The 15,410-nt window shown below is 62.6% G+C and carries 14 protein-coding genes; 8 read left to right on the top strand and 6 right to left on the bottom strand.

The annotated features are described in order from the left end of the window. Positions 1–103 precede the first annotated feature (103 nt). The 3 genes from ACODSV_RS33810 to ACODSV_RS33800 are packed head-to-tail and all read right to left on the bottom strand — an operon-like array spanning position 104 to position 3,624. The gene (locus ACODSV_RS33810; protein ID WP_150095434.1) at positions 104–1,618 is read right to left on the bottom strand and encodes a sugar ABC transporter ATP-binding protein; all 1,515 of its coding nucleotides are present in this window, start codon (positions 1,616–1,618) and stop codon (positions 104–106) included. 15 nt (positions 1,619–1,633) lie between these two features. Next, positions 1,634–2,566: a sugar ABC transporter substrate-binding protein gene (locus ACODSV_RS33805; RefSeq protein ID WP_024076076.1), complete on the bottom strand. Its 933-nt coding sequence runs from the start codon at positions 2,564–2,566 to the stop codon at positions 1,634–1,636. Positions 2,567–2,616: 50 nt separating this feature from the next. After that, positions 2,617–3,624 (bottom strand): ABC transporter permease, encoded by a 1,008-nt coding sequence (locus ACODSV_RS33800; RefSeq protein WP_024076075.1) that lies wholly within the window; start codon positions 3,622–3,624, stop codon positions 2,617–2,619. A gap of 361 nt (positions 3,625–3,985) precedes the next feature. Here ACODSV_RS33800 and ACODSV_RS33795 point away from each other — a divergent pair, with 361 nt between their 5' ends. The 3 genes from ACODSV_RS33795 to ACODSV_RS33785 are packed head-to-tail and all read left to right on the top strand — an operon-like array spanning position 3,986 to position 7,225. Next, on the top strand, positions 3,986–4,822 hold the full coding sequence (locus ACODSV_RS33795; protein WP_024076074.1) for a transketolase: 837 nt from the start codon (positions 3,986–3,988) through the stop codon (positions 4,820–4,822). Beyond that, entirely contained in the window at positions 4,812–5,744 is a 933-nt protein-coding gene (locus ACODSV_RS33790) for a transketolase family protein (protein WP_150055604.1), read from the top strand. The genes ACODSV_RS33795 and ACODSV_RS33790 overlap by 11 nt, the downstream gene beginning before the upstream one ends. 5 nt (positions 5,745–5,749) lie before the next feature. Beyond that, positions 5,750–7,225, top strand: a complete 1,476-nt coding sequence (locus ACODSV_RS33785) for an FGGY family carbohydrate kinase (RefSeq protein WP_102625124.1) — start codon at positions 5,750–5,752, stop codon at positions 7,223–7,225. 181 nt (positions 7,226–7,406) lie between these two features. Here ACODSV_RS33785 and ACODSV_RS33780 read toward each other — a convergent pair whose 3' ends face one another. Beyond that, positions 7,407–8,351: an aliphatic sulfonate ABC transporter substrate-binding protein gene (locus tag ACODSV_RS33780; protein ID WP_150055182.1), complete on the bottom strand. Its 945-nt coding sequence runs from the start codon at positions 8,349–8,351 to the stop codon at positions 7,407–7,409. 354 nt (positions 8,352–8,705) lie between these two features. Between ACODSV_RS33780 and ACODSV_RS33775 the strand changes: the two genes are divergently transcribed. The 3 genes from ACODSV_RS33775 to ACODSV_RS33765 are packed head-to-tail and all read left to right on the top strand — an operon-like array spanning position 8,706 to position 11,522. Next, a complete protein-coding gene (locus tag ACODSV_RS33775) occupies positions 8,706–9,764 on the top strand; it encodes an ABC transporter substrate-binding protein (RefSeq protein WP_150055181.1) in 1,059 nt (352 codons plus the stop codon). Next, on the top strand, positions 9,751–10,740 hold the full coding sequence (locus ACODSV_RS33770; RefSeq protein WP_150055180.1) for an ABC transporter permease: 990 nt from the start codon (positions 9,751–9,753) through the stop codon (positions 10,738–10,740). Before ACODSV_RS33775 ends, ACODSV_RS33770 begins: the two co-directional genes overlap by 14 nt. Then, a complete protein-coding gene (locus ACODSV_RS33765; protein ID WP_150055179.1) occupies positions 10,734–11,522 on the top strand; it encodes an ABC transporter ATP-binding protein in 789 nt (262 codons plus the stop codon). Before ACODSV_RS33770 ends, ACODSV_RS33765 begins: the two co-directional genes overlap by 7 nt. Before the next feature lie 77 nt (positions 11,523–11,599). Here the strand turns inward: ACODSV_RS33765 and ACODSV_RS33760 are convergent, their stop codons facing one another. Further along, positions 11,600–12,142, bottom strand: a complete 543-nt coding sequence (locus tag ACODSV_RS33760) for a thioesterase family protein (RefSeq protein WP_150055178.1) — start codon at positions 12,140–12,142, stop codon at positions 11,600–11,602. A 108-nt stretch (positions 12,143–12,250) separates the two neighbouring features. On the opposite strand from ACODSV_RS33760, the gene ACODSV_RS33755 reads away from it, so the two are divergent. Then, positions 12,251–13,210 (top strand): GlxA family transcriptional regulator, encoded by a 960-nt coding sequence (locus tag ACODSV_RS33755; RefSeq protein WP_150055177.1) that lies wholly within the window; start codon positions 12,251–12,253, stop codon positions 13,208–13,210. Position 13,211: 1 nt separating this feature from the next. Here ACODSV_RS33755 and ACODSV_RS33750 read toward each other — a convergent pair whose 3' ends face one another. Next, positions 13,212–14,075: a LysR family transcriptional regulator gene (locus tag ACODSV_RS33750; protein WP_150055176.1), complete on the bottom strand. Its 864-nt coding sequence runs from the start codon at positions 14,073–14,075 to the stop codon at positions 13,212–13,214. A 102-nt stretch (positions 14,076–14,177) separates the two neighbouring features. Between ACODSV_RS33750 and ACODSV_RS33745 the strand changes: the two genes are divergently transcribed. Beyond that, positions 14,178–15,182 carry a quinone oxidoreductase family protein gene (locus ACODSV_RS33745; RefSeq protein ID WP_150055175.1) on the top strand — a complete coding sequence of 335 codons (1,005 nt, stop codon included), beginning with the start codon at positions 14,178–14,180 and terminating at the stop codon, positions 15,180–15,182. The last annotated feature ends 228 nt before the right edge of the window (positions 15,183–15,410 follow it).

The following is a 15,410-nucleotide window of genomic DNA, read 5'->3' as shown; positions in this document are numbered from 1 at the left end:
CCCCGATAGCAGTGGTTCAGTTACAGATGCATCTACTGACACTCCCTCATCGGGGCAAGCCCCCTCCCACATTGGATCTCCATTGTTTGTGAGGGCCGGGTTCCTAGGCGGTGGCCATTTCCATTACCGACACCGGGGTGGCCTCGCCACGCTCCAGAATCCCCATCTGCCGGCCCCGGCTCATCACCATCACGCGGTGTGACAGCCCGAGCACTTCATCCAGGTCCGAACTGACCACAATCACCGCCATGCCCTTGGCTGCCAGGTCGGCGATCACTTCGTAGATCGCTGCCCGCGCGCCCACGTCAATCCCGCGCGTCGGTTCATCAAGGATGAACACCTTGGGGTTGCGCGCCAGCCACTTGGCGATGATCACCTTCTGCTGGTTACCGCCGGACAGACTGGAAATCCGCGACTGCGGCGCACCTTTCACACCCAACCGCGCCACCGCCGTGCGCGCGAATTCGCGCAGCGGGGCAGGGAACACCCAGCCGCGTTTGTCGAGCAAATCGGTGTTGCCATAAATCAGGTTGTCTTCGATGCGATGCTCCACCACCACGCCTTGCTGCTTGCGGTCTTCCGGTACCAGCACCACACCGGCCTGGATCGCCTCGAAGGGCGAGCGCAACTGGCATGTCTCGCCATCGAGCACCATATGCCCCTGGATGTCCTGTGCCGCACCGGCAAGGGTGCGCACCAGCTCGGTCCGCCCGGCGCCGACCACCCCGGCAATGCCGAACACTTCACCGGCGCGTACGCTGAAGTCGATGCCGTGCAAGGCAAACTCGCGGCAGGTCAGATCCTTGACCTGCAACATCACGCGCTCTTGCGGCGCCTGCAACGCAGGGAAAATTCGCTCCAGGCTGCGCCCGACCATCTGCTCCACCAATTCCCGCACCGGCACTTGCGCCGTGGCATGCAGGGCGATCTGGCGACCGTCGCGCAGCACCAGCACACGGTCGGCAATGCGCGCGATTTCTTCCAGGCGATGGCTGATATAGATGAATGACACACCCTCGGCCTTGAGCCGTTCCACCTGCTTGAACAGCAGCTCGGTTTCGTCCCCGCCCAAGGCCGCAGTGGGCTCATCGAGGATCAGCAGGCTGGCCTTGAGTGTCAGTGCCTTGGCGATTTCCACCAGTTGCTGGGCCGCCACGCTCAGGCCCTCGACCTTACGCGATGCCGGCACCTTGAGCCCCAGGCGCTCCAATTGGATCTGCGCCTGGGCCTCCATGTACTCGCGGTCGACCCGCCCGTGGCGCATGGGCAGGCGGCCGACGAAGATGTTTTCGGCGATCGACAATTGCGGCAACAGACGGATTTCCTGGTGGATCAGGCCGATCCCGGCCCCCAGTGCGGCACCCGGCGAGGCTGGGGTGTAGGGCTCGCCGAGCCAGGTCATGCTGCCCCCGGCTTCGGGTTGCACGAGCCCGGCGATGATCGACGACAAGGTCGACTTGCCTGCGCCGTTTTCGCCGAGCAACGCCAGGACTTCGCCGGGGCGAATGTCCACATTGATCTGCGACAGCACCTGCACCGGGCCATAGGCCTTGCTGATATTGCGCAGGCACAGCACGGCATCGGGTTCAGCTGCACGGGTATCCAGAGCGGCTTGCATGACGACCTCCACGGCTTACGGATGCTGTTGCAGGAACGGCGCGACGTTTTCTTTAGTGGTCAGCACGGTGGGCAGCAGTTGTTCCTTGGGCACGGCCTTGCCGGCTTTCAGGTCAATGGCCGAGGCCACGGCCAGGCGCCCCATTTTCTGCGTCTGCTGGGTCATGGTCGCGTTCAGCACACCGCTTTGCACGGCCTTGAGCCCGGCCACGTCACCGTCGAAACCGACCACCACCACCGGGTGATCGAGGTTGCCGACCTTCACCGCCTGGGCGGCGCCCAAGGCCATGGCATCGGCGCGGCCGAAGAACACGGTGATATTCGGGTCACGCTGGAGCAGGTCCTGGGCCACGGCGAAGCCTTTGTCCTGGGCCCATTCGGCGGGTTGCTGGGCCACCACCTTCAGGTTCGGGAAGGCTTTCAACCCTTCTTCAAAACCTTTGGCGCGATCATTCTCGGGGGTGGTGCCGAGCTGGCCTTGCAGGATCGCGATACGGCCCTTGCCGTCGGTGATCTTGCCCACGTATTCGGCCAGGGTCTTGGCCCCGTCCACGCTGTCGCTGGCGATAAAGGTGTCTCCGGGTGCGTCGGGGGCGTTGCGGTCGACAGCGATGACCGGGATGCCGGCAGCCTTGGCGGCTTTCACCGGCACACCGGCCGCAGTGGCGCCAGCCGGGATGTAGATCAGCACATCGATCTGGCGGGTGATCAAGTCTTCAATCTGGCTGACCTGGGTTGAAGAGTTGCCCTGGGCATCCACGGTGATCACCTTGATCCCCTTGGCCTTGCCCTCGGCTTCCACCGATTGCTTGATCTGGTTGAAGAAGTCGGCCTGCAGGTTGGCCACGGCCAGGCCGATGGTCAGGTCCTTGGCCCAGGTGGTGCCGGCGGCAGTGAGGGTGGCGGCGGCGAGAGCGGTGGCTAACAGCAGTTTCTTGGGGCTGAACATGTCGGTGACTCCTGGTTTTATTGTTGGAGGGTGTCAACTGTCGAACAGGTTTAACGGGCAGTGCTGGAGCGGCGTCGCAGGGTGTCGATGGTGACGGCGAGGGCAATGACCACACCGATCACCACTTGTTGAATGAAGGGCGAAACACCCAGCAGGTTGAGGCCATTGCGCAGCACGCCAATGATCAACACGCCGACGAGGGTGCCGCCGATGCTGCCGACGCCGCCACTGAGGCTGGCGCCGCCAATCACCACGGCGGCGATGGCGTCCAGTTCCAGGCTCAGCCCGGCACTCGGTTGCGAAGAATCAAGGCGTGCGGCGAGGGTCACGGCGGCGATACCGGCGAGGGCACCGCTGATGGCGTACACCCACAAAGTAATCGCACGCACCTTGATGCCCGACAGCCGCGCTACTTCCGGGCTGCCGCCCATGGCGTAGAGGTTGCGGCCACCGGCACGAAAGCGCAGGAACACCCAGGCCACCACCAGCATCACCAGGAACAGCCCCACGGTGGCCGAGAGGAAACCAAAGTGGCGCACCGTGGCCAGGCTGGTGAACCAGTCCGGGTAGCCGACGATCTGCCGGCCTTCGGTGAGGATATTTGCCAGGCCACGGGCTACCGACATCATGGTGAGCGTGGCAATAAAGGGCGGCAGCTTGGCGTAGGTGATCAACCCACCGGACACCAACCCGGCGAGCATGCCGCTGGCAATCGAGATAGGAATCGCGAAGCCCAGCGGCACGGCCTGATCCTGATACAGCCAGCCGAGCATCATCATTGAAAAGGCCAGCACCGAGCCGACCGACAGGTCGATGCCGCCGATCACGATCACCGCCGTCATGCCAATCGCCAGGATGCCCAGTACGGTGACCTGATCGAGGATGTTCAGGCCATTGCGCAACGAAAAGAAGAATTCAGAGCTGAAGGAGAAGACCAGCACCAACAGCACCAGGCCGATCAGCGGGCCGCCGATGTTGCTGGGCAGCAGTTTCACCAGACGTGGGCGGGGTGGCGGCTTGAGTTCGGCCGGATGCTGGACAATAGCTTTGGCGTCCACAGTGTTCTCCTGATTTATTTTTTTTGGAGTGCTTTCAGGCGTCTTGAATATTTATGCGTGCCTGACTGTTAATTCAGATTCCAGTGACACCGTGTCAAAGTCAAGCGCTTAATTTTTCATGTGTGCCTCTAGGCTGGCACTTTCACACGCCACAAAGCCACGGGATAGATAAGCCCGCGTGGGATTTTGGCCGTTTGTCCGAGGGCTGTTTCCGGGGTTTATTTCATTTTTTCGCCGGTCGCTCACTTGACCTGCTGAGCGTTCGGCGTCTAAATAGAAATATATTGTCACTGCTGAATAAATATTCAAAACAGCTTTGGATACTTTCACCCCGCGTGGTCAGCCTCAAAGGAGCCGCTGCATGAATGCCTTCCAGTACGACGCCCACCAGATCAAGGAACAGGCCCGCCTGATCCGTCGCCATGTGATCCGCCTGAATGCCGACTCACCGGCCGGCGGTCACACCGGGGCTGACTTGTCGGAGACCGACATCCTGGCCACCCTGTATTTCCGCATCCTCAACACCGGCCCGGAACGTACCGAAGACCCGGAGCGGGATATCTATATCCAGAGCAAAGGCCATGGCGTGGGCGGTTTGTACTGCTGCCTGGCGCAGGCAGGCTACATCCCCACTGAGTGGCTGCCGACCTACCAGCACTTCAATTCCCACTTGCCCGGCCACCCGGTACGGCAGAAAACCCCCGGCATCGAACTCAATACCGGCGCGCTTGGGCATGGTCTGCCGGTGGCCGTGGGCCTGGCGTTGGCGGCGAAAATGTCCGGCAGCAAAAAACGCATCTATGTGCTGACCGGCGACGGTGAGCTGGCCGAAGGCTCCAACTGGGAGGCGGCGATGGCGGCGGCCAAGTACGGTCTGGATAACCTGTTTGTGATCGTCGACAAGAACAAGCTGCAACTGGCGGGGTTGACCGCCGAGATCATGCCGCTGGACCCGCTGGACGTGAAATGGGCCGCCTTCGGCTTCAGCGTCAGCGAGTGCGACGGTAACGATGTGGGCCAATTGATCGAGGCCCTGGAAACCATGCAGACCAAGACCGGCGCGCCCCAGGTACTGATCGCCCACACCATCAAAGGCAAGGGCGTGTCGTTTATCGAAGCCCGTCCCGAATGGCACCACCGCGTGCCCAAGGGTGATGAAATCAACGCGGCACTGGAGGAGTTGAACCATGGCGAGTGAACATTTGGCGAGCGTCATGGTGGACGCGTTTATCGCCGCCGTCGATGCCGGGCTGGACGTGGTGCCGGTGGTCAGTGACTCCACCTCTACGGCCAAGATCGGCCCGTTTGCCCAGCGCTTTCCCGAGCGTCTGATTAACGTCGGCATTGCCGAACAGTCCCTGGTCAGCGTCGCTGCGGGCCTGGCCCTGGGCGGCAAGATCGCCGCCACCTGCAATGCGGCGCCATTCCTGATTTCCCGCGCCAATGAGCAGATCAAGGTCGACGTCTGCTACAACCAGGCCAACGTCAAGATGTTCGGCCTCAATGCCGGCACCAGTTACGGCCCGCTGGCCAGCACCCACCACAGCCTCGACGATATCTCGGTGATGCGCGGCTTTGGCAATGTGCAGATTTTCGCCCCGGCGGATGCGCGTGAATGCCGTCAGATCGTCGATTACGCGCTGCGCTATCACGGCCCGGTGTATATCCGGCTCGATGGTAAGGCCCTGCCGGATGTGCACGAGGGCGACTACCAATTCGTGCCTGGGCAGGTGGATATCCTGCGCCAAGGCGCGGATGTGAGCATCGTGGCCTTGGGGTCGGTGGTGCATGAAGCGGTGGATGCGGCCGCGTTGCTGGCGGAACAGGGCATCCAGGCGCAGGTGATCAACCTGTCGTCGATCCGGCCCTTGCAGCGCGATGTACTGCTCAGCGTCTTGCGCGGCACGCGTGCGGTGATCAGTGTGGAAGAACACAATATCAACGGCGGCGTCGGCAGCCTGGTCGCCGAAGTGCTGGCCGAAGCTGCATTGGGTATTCCCTTGATCCGCCTGGGCATTGGCGATGGTGAATACGCCGCCGCCGGCGCCCGCGAACCGACGCGCGCCTTGCATAACATTGATGCGGCTGGGATCGTGGCGGCTGCCACTCGGTTGCGGTGAATCCCATGAACAACAACACTCCGCTGATCCTGGCGCTGGATGAAGGCACCAGCAACGCCAAGGCGGTGCTGGTCAATGAACTTGGCCAGGTGATTGCGCGCGGTTCGCGGCCACTGAGCATCAGCCATCCCCAGGCCGGGTTTTCCGAACAGGACCCCCTGTTGATCTGGCAAAACACGTTGGCGGCGATTGAAGAATGCCTGGCCCAGGTGGATCGTCCGATCACTGCGCTGGCGATCAGCAACCAGCGTGAGTCGGTGGTGGCGTGGGATCGTCGTAGCGGCGAGCCGCTGTCGCCTTGCATCAGTTGGCAATGCCGACGCTCCACCGCGTTGTGCACCCAGCTGCATGCGCAGGGCCATGAAGCACTGATCCTGGAGAAGACCGGGCTGGCATTGGACCCGATGTTCTCGGCGGGCAAATTTCGCTGGATTCTCGATCACCTTGAGGATGGCCACGCCCGCGCCGCTGCCGGGCAGATCTGCCTGGGCACGGTCGACAGCTGGCTGTTGTGGAAACTCAGCGGCGGCCAGGTGTTCGCCACCGACTATTCCAACGCCGCGCGTACCCAACTGTTCAACCTGCACACCTGTGCCTGGGATCCTGAGCTTTTGCAGCTGTTCGCCATTCCGGCCGCGGCCTTGGCACCGATCCAGCCGAGCGCCGGTTTCTTCGCCGAAACGGTCGCCGTGGGCAGCTTGCCCGCCGGTATCCCGGTGATGTCGATGATCGGCGACTCCCATGCGGCGCTGTACGGGCAGGGCGGTTTTGCGCCGGGGCTGGTCAAGGCCACCCTCGGCACCGGTTCGTCCTTGATGACGCCCATGAGCGGCCCGATTGCCTCCACCCATGGCCTGTCGACCACCTTGGCTTGGCACGACGGCAGCCAGCCCACCTTCGGCATGGAAGGCAATATCGTCCATACCGGCGCCGCCGTGCAGTGGGCTTCGCGGTTGGTGGCCGGGGAGTCCCTGGACGCCTTGACCGAACAGGCCGCGCAACTGCCGGATAACGGCGGCGTGTATTTTGTGCCGGCGCTCTCCGGCCTCGGCGCACCGCACTGGAAGGCCGACGCCCGTGGGCTGATCTGCGGGTTGACCGAAGCCACGTCCGGCGCGCATATCCTGCGCGCGTCGCTGGAATCGATCGGCTATCAGATTCGCGATGTGTTCGAGGCCATGCAGCAAGACATCGGCAGCCCGCTCAAGGAACTGTGGGTGGATGGCGGCGCCACGCGCAACCGTTGGCTGATGCAGTTCCTGGCCAACCTGTTGCAACGGCCGGTGGTGCGCAGCCTGTCGCCGGAAGTCTCGGCGCTGGGCGCAGCGCACCTGGCGGGGAGGGCGCTGGGGATTTGGGCGAGTGATGAGGCGCTGGGTGCATTGGAGCGCCAGCGCGAGCGGTTTGAACCGCAGGATGACCCGGCGATGGCAGGGCGTTACACCGAGTGGAAAAACGCCCTGGCCCGCATACTCCTCTGACTTGGCATCCACTGCCTTGAGCCACAGCCGCGATTTGACGGGGTGTATAGGGATCAAAAGTGTGGGAGGGGGCTTGCCCCCGATGGCGGTGTATCAGTCAGCTCATCTGTCACTGACCCACAGCCATCGGGGGCAAGTCGAATCGTCGCACCGCCCCTCCCACATTTGGCCTGTGCAAGCCTCAAGGGCGCCAGGTCTGCACATCCGTGGCATCCACGGCCTTGGGTAATAACCCCGCCTTGAAGAACGCATCGGCAATCTTCTGCTGCTCACCCAACTGATCCACCGTCACCGGCTGCACCTGATAACTGCGGTGCGCGTTCGCCGCTTCCACCGTGGCCACATCCAGGTTGCCCCACAACGGCCCAAGCACTTTTGCTGCGTCCTGGGGGTGGGTCTTTATCCATTGGCCGGCTTTTTCCAACTGTTCATACACCACTTTCAACACGTCGGGATGGGCCTTGGCGTACGGCGTGCCGGTCAGGTAGTAACGCTTGTAGCTGGCCAGGCCTGCGCCATCGGCCAGGGTGCGCGTCGGTAACTGGCGCTGCACGCTGGTGAGGAAGGGTTCCCAGGTCACCCAGGCATCCACCTTGTTGTTCTCGAACGCCGCGCGACCATCGGCCGGCGAGAGGTAGGCCGGTTCGATGTCCGAGAACGCCAGGTCGGCCTTGGCCAGCGCGGCAATCAACAGGTAGTGCGTGCCGGCGGCTTTGGTGACCGCGACCTTCTTGCCTTTCAAGTCCGCCAATTGCTGGATCGGCGAATCCTTGTGCACCACGATCGCCTGGGCGTTGGGCGAGGGCGCTTCCTGAGCGAAGTAGGTGAGCTTGGCCTGGGCCGCCTGGGCGAAGATCGGCACGGTGTCGGCCACGTCGGCGCTGATGTCCACGTTGCCGACATTCAGTGCTTCCAACAACGGCAGGCCACTGGGGAACTCGTGCCAGGACACATCGATATGCTCGGCTTTGAGGGCCTTTTTCAGGGTGCCTTGGGTTTTCAGCAGGGTGATCAAAGTCGAGGATTTCTGGTAACCGATGCGCAGGGTTTCCTGGGCCTCGGCGCTTACGGCGACGGCAAAAGCGAGTAACCCTAATACAGCGGCGAGGGGACGACGTATGGACATGGCGCGCTCGATGTTCAACGAAATTGCGCCAAGCATAAAGTTCTAAAAATCATTCGATAAATAATTTTTGGATCTGAGCTTAGGGCACTTTTTGCGCCATCCGACGAATCGGACATAACCATAGAATCATACGATCCTTTCATAATTTGTGATGGTTAATATACTCGAATTCGCATTTTATAAAGCGAAGGCCGTCATGGCCACGCGCCGCCAACCCCGTCTTGTTGCAGTGAGCGTTTGCCCAATGCGGGCGAGCCCTAATGCCGTTCAGTCAAGGGAGAAAACCGTACCTGTGGCGAGCGGGCAGCCACTCGCCGCACGAACACGTTCATCCATTTAATAGGGATATTTTGCATGGTTTCTGTGAATCACCTGACCCGGCGCCGTCTACTGAGCATGGCCGGTATCACCCTGGCCAGCCTGTCGCTGCCCCGCCTGGGTTTTGCCGCCGATGAACACGCCGGCCACAACACCCCCAGGGAGCCCGCCGGCACCGGTGAGTTCATCCGCCTCGACGCGCCACGCAAATTGAAACTGGCGGTCAACCTCAACGCCGTGTGCCTGGCGCCAGTGGTGATTGCCCACGGCCAGGGCTTCTTCAGCCAGCACAACCTGGACGTGGAGCTGGTCAACTTCGGCAACTCCACTGAGGTGCTGCTGGAGGCCATCGCCACGGGCAAGGCGGATGCGGGCGTGGGCATGGCGCTGCGTTGGCTCAAAGCGCTGGAGCAGGGCTTTGACGTGAAACTCACGGCCGGTACCCATGGCGGTTGCCTGCGTTTGCTCAGTGCGGCGAGCGGCGGCGTGAGCAAGCTCGAAGACCTCAAGGGCAAGGCCATCGGCGTCACCGACATGGCCAGCCCGGACCGCAACTTCTTCTCGATCCTGCTGAAAAAACACGGCGTCGACCCCGTGCGCGATGTGGAATGGCGCCTGTACCCGGCCGACTTGCTTGGCACCGCCCTGGAACGTGGCGAAGTACAGGCGGTGAGTGGCAGCGACCCGTTCATGTACCGCCTGATCAAATCCGGCGTGGCGCGGGAACTGTCCACCAACCTGGTGGAGGAATACGCCAACCTTAGTTGCTGCGTGGTGGGTGTCACCGGCAAGCTGGTGCGCGAAGACAAGCGTGTGGTCGCAGCCCTGACCCAGGCGATCCTCGAAGCCCATGACTATTCCGTGCAGCACCCGGAGGCCGTCGCCAAGGGGTTCCAGGCCTATGCGCTGAACACCTCCGCCGAAGAAGTGCAGGCGATCCTCCACGACCACACCCACGGCCACCATGCGGTGGGCGCCGCGCTGACCCAGGAAATCACCACCTACGTCACCGACCTGAAAACCGTCGAAGTGATCAGCAAGGGCACCGACCCGGTGGCGTTCGCCAAGGAGATTACCGCCGATGTCTTCAGTTGATGCGACAACCCTCAGCCCGTCCCTGGTCGTCAAGGTGTGGTGGCAGGGAGTAGCCGTGGTCGTGGCCTGGCTGGCCGTGGCGCTGTTGATCAGCTACTGGCCCAATGCAACGCGCCATTGGCCGATGACCCAGGGTTTGGCCAATCTTTGTGTGGTCATTGCGACGTTGTTCGTGGTGTTGAGCGTGGTCGGGCGCAAGGTGGCAACACTCGGCCGGCGCTTGCGCAAGGCTGGTGCCTGGTTGATTGCCTTGCCGCTGCTGTTGGGCATCTGGGAGTTGCTCACGGCCAAACTGGCCTTGTTGCCGGTGCCGTTCTTCGCACCGCCTCAAGCCTTGCTTGCGGTGTATCTGGAAGACTACGCACGCTTGGCCGACAGCCTGCTGCATTCGGCGTTGCTGCTCGGTTCCGGCGTGGCCCTCGGTGCAGCCACCGGGTTTGTCGCAGGCGTCGCCATCGGTTGGTCGGCGCGTATCGGCTACTGGCTGCACCCGGTGCTGCGCATCCTCGGCCCGGTGCCCTCGACGGCGTTGTTGCCGCTGTGTTTTTTCCTGTTCCCCAGCAGTTGGAGCGCCAGCGTATTTTTGATCGCCCTGGCCACCTGGTTTCCCGTCACGGTGCTGACCTGGTCCGGGGTGGCCAGTGTCGATAAGGCTTATTACGACGTCGCCCGTACCCTTGGCGCCAAGCCGGGCTTCTTGATCTTCAAGGTGGCGATTCCGGCCGCATTGCCCCACGTATTCGTCGGCTTGTTCATGGGCCTTGGCGCTTCTTTTTCGACGTTGGTGGTGGCGGAAATGATGGGGGTGAAATCCGGCATCGGCTGGTACCTGCAGTGGGCCCAGGGCTGGGCCGCCTACGCGAATATGTACGCAGCGTTATTGATCATGGCGCTGGCCTGTTCGGGGTTGATTACCGGGCTTTTCCTGGTGCGTGATCGCTTGTTGGCCTGGCAGAAAGGAGCAATGAGATGGTAGCCCTGGCAAAGCCGGTAAACGCCAGCGTGGGATTGGCGCTGCGCATCGAACACCTGAGCCATGGCTTTGCCTTGGAGGGTGAGCACCTGCCGGTGCTGGAGCGCGTCTCGCTGGACGTGGCACCGGGCGAATTTGTCGCGTTGCTCGGGCCTTCCGGCTGTGGCAAATCCACCTTGCTGCGCCTGGTGGCCGGGCTGGAACCCGCCGATTCAGGCCGACTGTTGGCCGATGGCGAGCCTATCACCGGCCCGAACCCAAGCCGCGTGGTGGTGTTCCAGGACCCGACGCTCTACCCCTGGCGCCGAGTGTGGGACAACGTCGCGCTCGGCCTGGAAGCCCAAGGCCTGCTCAAGAGTCATGGGGCCAAGGTCGACGAAGCCCTGGACAAGGTCGGCCTCAGCCAATTTGCCCGCGCCTACCCCCGACAGTTGTCGGGCGGCATGGCCCAGCGGGTGGCGCTGGCCCGCGCGTTGGTCAATCAGCCGCGCTTGCTGATCCTCGATGAGCCGTTGGGCAAACTCGATTCCCTGACCCGCATCAGCCTGCAGAAGGAGCTGATCGACCTGTGGCAGCGCCAGGGCTACACCGCGTTGCTGGTGACCCACGATGTGGAAGAAGCCCTGTTGCTGGCCAACCGTGTGATCGTGTTCAGTGACCGCCCGGCGAAAATACAAGCGCAGTTGACCATCGAACGGCCTTATCCTCGGCACCGTGATGATCCTTATCTGGTGGACCTGCGGCGACAGATACTCGGGCTGCTGGGGCTGGGAGACAGCTGGTAGGCAAGGCGCTCACATCACGACACGGGATGAAGCCTGTGCACGGTACCCGGTTTGCGCCACTCGCCGATCAAGCGCTTTCAAACCTGCTCTTCCCCGCGCAACTGCACACTCATGTCATCGCAACTGTGCGCCCAGTCACTCAGCCACTGCGGCAGGGGCGGGGATTCTTCGGCCAGGCCCAGTTCGCGCACGAAGTCCGCTGGGGGCAGGGTGCCCTTGGCGGAGCGGAACAGCCCGCGCATTATCACGACGCCGACCACGCGGCCGTTGCTGATAAAGCGATGCTCCATCAGGCTCCACTTGTGGTCCCAGCCGAGCATGCGGGTGTGCACCTCGAACACGTCGAACAGCTTCAACTCGCGACGAAACTTGCCCCAGGTATCGCCCACGATCGGCAGCGCCTTGTTGCGCAGGGCCACGCGAAACGCGCCGGTGCGTAACACAAAATCCATCCGTGCAACGTCCGCCAGGGAGAAGTACCGGCCATTGGTGACATGCCGGTTGATATCCAGGTCCAGCGGCCAGACACGCATGCGCACCACCGTCGTGCCCAAGCCATGGGCCGGTTTGCGCCAGGGGCGGCGGGCGAGCATGCACAGCAATCGAAACCAGAGATTCATAAGTGAGGCCACACAGTTGATCAGTGGCAGCACTGTAAAGGTGCGGAATCGGCTAAGGTAGGTGCGCAAATGACTTATTACATGCGAAAAGCGCAAACAGGTTCCCTCATGCACATGACCTTGCTCCTGGCCCACCAATGCTCCGCCGCCAGCGCCACCCTGGCTCTGGAGATCCTCAGCGCCGCCAACCTGTTTGCCGACAGCCCGCCGTTCGAGATCGTGGTGGCGTCCCTCGATGGCCATGCGGTGGCCGCCTGGGGCGGGCAGTGTTTGCAGGTGGAACGTGCCATCGCGCAGATCCGGCAGACCGACTTGATCCTGATCCCCGGGTTCCTCTTCACCCTCAAAGACGCCCTGCCGGCATTTGCCGCCTACGGCCCCTGGTTGCGCGAACAGCATGCACAGGGCGCGGTGCTGGCTTCTATGTGCACCGCCGCCTTTCTGTTGGCCGAGACGGGCATGTTGGAAGGCTTGCGCGCCACCACTCACTGGGCGTTCGCCGATTTTTTTCGGCGGCGTTATACGGATGTGGTCCTGGATGACGCGCAGATACTCTGTGAAGAAAACCGCGTGATCACCTGCGGCGGGGCCACAGCGGCGATGGACTTGATGCTGCACCTGATTCGCCGCTTCGGCTCACCGCAGCTGGCGCATACGTGCAGCAGATACCTGCTGATCGACAACGTGCGCACCGACCAGTCGGTGTACGCCCTGTGGTCATTGCCCAAGAGCCATGGCGACGGTGAGATCCTGCGGGTGCAGCACTGGTTGGAGCAACACTTTGCCCAGGCGCTGGTGATCGACGATGTGGCCCGGCGCTTTGGTTTTGGCGTGCGCAATTTCAAGCGACGGTTCAAGGAGGCGACCGGCTATACGCCCATTGCCTATGTGCAAACCCTGCGTCTGGAGCGCGCCAAGCAGATGCTTGAATCCACGCGCATGACCCTTGAAAGCATCACCTACGCGGTGGGTTATGAAGACAGTAACTCGTTCCGCCGCCTGTTCCAGCAGCGGGTGGGGATGCTGCCGGTGGCGTATCGCAAGAAATTCCTCAGCACCCTGGGCTGAATCAACGGCGCAGCTGCGGCTCGCCTTCAATGCAATCGACCAAAAATTCCATCACCACTTTCACCGACGGTGAGCGCCGCATATCCGGGTACACCGTCAGCCAGATATCGCGCACCGGCCCGTCGCTGGCGGTGGGCAACCGCGCCAGTTGCGGGTCGTGATCACCCACCAGCGTCGGCAATACCACCGCGCCCACCTGGGACCGGGCCGCCATTTGCTGGGTGATCAACTCGCTGGCGGCAAACACGATCGGGCGCTGGCCGCGCAGTTGGTGCATCCACGCTTGCTGGGGCAGGTGGTCGCGGCTGCTGTCGTAGGCGATGAACGTCCAGTGGGCGGCGGGCAGTTGCTTGAACACTGGCGCGGCATACAACCCGAAGCGCACCACACCGACCTTGCGGCGCACCAGCGCGTCCTCGTCGGGGCGTACGGTGCGCAGGGCGATATCGGCTTCGCCCTTATCCAGCGCGGCCAGTTGGGTGGAGGGCATCAGCACCAGGTTCAGCTGTGGGTACTGGGCTCGCAAGCGCGCCACGTGGGGCGCGATGCAATGGTTGGCAATGGACGGCGGGCAACTGACCCGTACCGTGCCGGCCAGTTCGATGGACGCTACCCGTGACAAGCGCATGACTTCGGTGGCCATCCCGCCCATGCCCGCCGCCAGTTCAGCCAATGCCCGGCCCTGGGCAGTGAGTGGTCGGCTGCGGGGCAGGCGGTCGACCAGTTTCACCCCGAGGGCTGTTTCCAGGGCGTCGACCCGGCGCCCGACGGTAGCGTGTTCCACCTGCAACTCGCGGGCGGCCGCCGACAGCGATTGGGTGCGGGCCAAGACGGTGAAGTAATACAGGTCCTGCCAATCGAACATCGGGTTATTTCCGCACAGGGGTTGGGAGAGTTTGGGGAATTTTCCTACTGAGAAGGTCCTTTTACCATGGCCGCTTCCCAGTGCAAACGGAGTTGTTCCCCGATGAAAGCCATCACCCTGCAAACCTATGGCGGACCCGAGGTTGCCCTGCTGCGCCATGACGCTCCCATACCCCAGGTCACGCCAGGCCATGTGCTGGTCAAGGTGGCCTGTGCCGGGATCAATTTCATGGATGTCCACACGCGCCAGGGCAAGTACGCCCAATCGACGACGTACCCGGTGCGTCTGCCTTGCACCTTGGGCATGGAAGGCGCCGGGGTGGTCGTGGACGTAGGCGCCGGCGTCAGTCATTTGCACGTCGGTGATCGGGTCGCCTGGTGTATCGCCTGGGGGGCTTATGCTGAATACGCCGCGGTGCCGGCGGACAAAATCGCGCAGATTCCCAGCGCAATCACCTTCGATCAGGCGGCAGCCGCGATGTTCCAGGGCTGCACCGCCCATTACCTGATTGACGATGTGGCGCGCTTGCACGCCGGCAGTACCTGCCTGGTGCATGCGGCGTCCGGCAGCATTGGCCAATTATTGGTGCAGATGGCGCGGCGGTTGGGCGCGACGGTATTCGCAACCGGTAGCAGCGCTGAAAAATGCGCGATTGCCCTGCAACGCGGTGCCCACCAGGCCTGGACGTATGACGAAGGGCGATTCGCCGAACGCGTGCGCGAGGCTACGGCGGGGCAGGGCGTGGATGTGGTGTTCGACTCACTGGGCAAAACCACCTTGCGTGACAGTTTGCGTGCTTGCCGTACACGAGGCTTGATCGTCAATTACGGCAATGTCTCGGGCTCGCTGACGGACTTGGACCCGATTGAACTGGGGGAGGCCGGTTCACTGTTTTTGACGCGGCCGCGCTTGGCTGACCACATGGCCGATGGCGCGACCGTGCAACGGCGAGCCAATGCGGTTTTTGCGGCGATGTTGGAAGGATCGCTGACGGTAGAGATCGAGGGACATTACAGCCTGGAGACGGTAAAGCAGGTGCATGCGCGCATCGAGGCGCGGCAACAGATAGGTAAGGCGGTGTTGTGGGTGGACCGCGACTTGGTTTAATGCAGACGAAAAAAAACCGGCTGATCAGGCCGGTTTGGGGTGCCCCGCGAACAGCGCGGGGTCAGGCGTTGTTGCTGTGCAGGCGATCCGCACCGCCTTCGGCCAGGCCACGTGCTTGCAGACGATCAGCACCGCCTTCAGCGACACGGTTGCCATTCAGGCGATCTGCACCACCTTCGACCAGGCCGCGTTCTTGCAGACGGTCAGCACCGCCTTCAGCGACACGGT

It is taken from the genome of Pseudomonas sp. FG86, assembly GCF_057808775.1.
The sequence above is the reverse complement of the archived record's forward strand: the minus strand, read 5'-3'. Positions and strand labels throughout refer to the sequence as shown.